The sequence below is a fragment of the Edaphobacter sp. HDX4 genome (assembly GCF_036877565.1).
GTDB lineage: Bacteria > Acidobacteriota > Terriglobia > Terriglobales > Acidobacteriaceae > Edaphobacter.
In genome coordinates this window covers 1-2,687 of the sequence record NZ_JAEDXW010000047.1, presented here as the reverse complement: position 1 = coordinate 2,687, position 2,687 = coordinate 1, and the positions used below count along the sequence as shown (strand labels likewise).

At 54.3% G+C, this 2,687-nt stretch carries 3 protein-coding genes; 1 reads left to right on the top strand and 2 read right to left on the bottom strand.

Annotated features, from left to right (window positions below; genetic code table 11):
- Positions 1-295: ArsR/SmtB family transcription factor (locus JAO29_RS23050; RefSeq protein ID WP_334270634.1), on the bottom strand; the 295-nt coding region annotated here is incomplete at its 3' end.
- Positions 296-364: 69 nt separating this feature from the next.
- Here JAO29_RS23050 and JAO29_RS23045 point away from each other — a divergent pair.
- A complete protein-coding gene (locus JAO29_RS23045) occupies positions 365-1,117 on the top strand; it encodes a glucose 1-dehydrogenase (RefSeq protein ID WP_334270633.1) in 753 nt (250 codons plus the stop codon).
- Positions 1,118-1,220: 103 nt separating this feature from the next.
- Here JAO29_RS23045 and JAO29_RS23040 read toward each other — a convergent pair whose 3' ends face one another.
- Positions 1,221-2,537 (bottom strand): DUF5666 domain-containing protein, encoded by a 1,317-nt coding sequence (locus tag JAO29_RS23040; protein WP_334270632.1) that lies wholly within the window; start codon positions 2,535-2,537, stop codon positions 1,221-1,223.
- Between the last annotated feature and the right edge of the window lie 150 nt (positions 2,538-2,687).

The window sequence follows — 2,687 nt, the reverse complement described above, 5'->3', positions numbered from 1 at the left end:
AGCGCGAGGTGTTGTGCATCTCGACACCTTTGCGCTCGGCTCGAATGAGTCCGGATTCGCGAAGCACCTTGAAGTGCTGGGAGAGGGTGGACTTAGGGATGGGGCGATCGATGATGTCCTGAAACGCGGAACAGGTGGCGGAGCACTGCGACGCGGTGATCTGGGCAAAGATGGCGGCACGCACAGGATCGGAGAGCGCGTGGAGGACCGCCTCTACGGAGATGTCCTCGATCGAAGGATGGAAGAGCGGCTTCACCTGGTGATTATGATAGGCGGCGATGGGGACTTGATTCAATAGTTCATATTTTCGGAACTTTTGAATTAGTAGTGAATCAAAACGACTGCAGCAGAAAAGGAGAGATATATGTCGAAGAAGCTCGAAGGCAAGATTGCACTGGTGACTGGCGGAAACAGCGGCATTGGACTGGCGACGGCGAAGCGTTTTGTCGCCGAGGGCGCGAAGGTGATTATCACCGGGAGGCGCAAAGAGAATCTGGATGCTGCGGTGAAAGAGATTGGATCGGATGCGACGGGAATCCAGGCAGATGCGAGCAAGCTGGAAGACATCGACAGAGTCTATGCAGAGATCAAGAAGCAGTATGGCCGCCTGGATGTGCTGTTTGTGAATGCGGGAGGCGGAGAGTTTGCCACGATCGATGCGGTGACCGAAGAGCACTTCGACAAGACCTTCAACACGAACGTGAAGGGACTATTCTTTACGGTCCAGAAGGCTCTTCCCTTGATTCCCGCTGGTGGAACGATTGTGCTGAATGCATCGATTGTTTCGATCAAGGGTATGGCGGCGTTTGGCGTCTATAGCGCGACGAAGGCTGCGGTACGTTCCTTTGCGCGGACGTGGACCAATGAGCTGAAGGACCGCCAGATTCGGGTGAACGTGGTGAGCCCGGGGCCGATCGATACTCCCGGAGTGGATGGGCTGGTTCCGGATCCGGAGCAGGCGAAGCAGTTGAAGGCGACGCTGGCCTCGCAGGTTCCGCTGGGGCGCATGGGCACGGCGGACGAGATTGCTAAGGCGGTGGTGTTCCTGGCGTCCGATGACTCGAGCTTTGTGGCGGGTGTGGAGCTGTTTGTGGATGGCGGTATGGTGCAGGTGTAAGTCTAAGAGACAAGATAGAGAGGCCGCTCCGATGGAGCGGCCTTTTTGGTTAGTTGTATGCGAGTCGCGGAGATGTGCCGAGCCAAACCACGCGTTTTCGTTGTTAGTTTGTGGATGATGTAACGGCATTGTTCGCGGGAGAGGCTGTTGTTGGATAGTTGGTCCAGATCAGGCCAATTGCGCGGTAGAGATTGAGGGCGCGAGAAGGAATCTGTGTGTCCTTCATGCTTTTGGAGGGCTTCGCCGCGAGAAGCCACCATGCCACAGGAGCTTGTTCTAGATCGTAGCCAGCGTCGCGCAAGAGGCCGAGGCTGACGCGTCCGCTTTGTTGAATCAGGTCGGTTTTTATAGAAGTGTCCGAGACGTGCTTCGCGATTACCCCGGCCAATCCGAGACCAGGGACGAATGCTCCTCCAACTGAGGCCATTTCCATTGCCAAGTTCGTGGTTTTGTACGCCGGATCGAGTCGGTAACGTTGTTTCTCAAGTGCTGTGGCTATGTTGTCAGCTAGTACCGTAGCGAGTTGAGAGTCGTTTTCCAGCCGTTCCACGATCTGGCGGGGTACCAAGATGATTCCATTCGGAAGCGTTAGAGCGTCATTCAGTTTCGGATTGTCGATGAGTTGAAACCGGAAAGAAATTCTAGATGGTTCATCGCTTTTAAGATGACGCTGGTACGAAGGGATGAGACTGGCTCCGATACGATCCACACGAGACTGCATGGCGGGATCGTCGTAAGGAGGAATTTTTTTGGGATCCATGCCCAAGAAATGTTTGCTAATGGCACTCTGCTCTGAATTTGGCGGGACAGTAGACGGATCGTATTCGTTCTTTCTGCGCAGCTCTCCCTCCTTTTCCGAGATGTTATTTGGGCGGAAGAGAACCTTGTCTGCAAGGATGGTTCCATTGGAGCTGAGGGTGCCGTGATATTCGATCCATATGTTTGGTTTGATGTCATTCAGAGAAGAGAGCGGAGCTACGTAGGCTACAGCCGTGCTGGGTTCGATACGAATTGGATAGCCGTCGGCGCGTACAACCAGATCCTTGTCTATAGCAGGCTCGATGAGATGATCGATGATGGCGACTCCGCTGAGCGCTTCAGAATCGAATCTGCAAAAGACGACTTTGGTTGCCTCGACCCTGTGTTGCTTGCGGTCGAGCTTGCCATAGATGTCTGTGCACTCTCCAAAGAAGACGTCTTCGACATTTGTCGACGATGACTGGGCGTCTGTGGCTCGCTGTAATTGAGTCTTCCCGTTGACGATGACATGAACTCCGTTCACATCAAAGTCGGACGGGGAGGAAACGCGAGTGATGTATCCGGAGAGGGTAGGGGTAGGGTCTAAGGGATTCGTTTGCGCGACTGCAGAATCCGTTATGAAGGCAGAGAGAAATGCAAGTGAAACAAGGGGCCGAACCATGAAGCCGAGGATAAGGCCGCGTGGTTCGGCTGTCCAGACTCTTTATGAGTGATTTGCCTCAGGCGAGGCCGTTTCGGGCTGAGTTCTTTATAAGTGCCTGTGCAGAGGGAACCGCAGATCCTGCGAAGTCTCTCGCGATGGAGCTGCGAG

What these genes read in the sequence shown, in the direction of transcription:
- JAO29_RS23045 (WP_334270633.1), top strand. Translation starts at nt 365, where the DNA reads ATGTCGAAGAAGCTCGAAGGCAAGATTGCACTGGTGACTGGCGGAAAC.
- JAO29_RS23040 (WP_334270632.1), bottom strand. Translation starts at nt 2,537, where the DNA reads ATGGTTCGGCCCCTTGTTTCACTTGCATTTCTCTCTGCCTTCATAACG.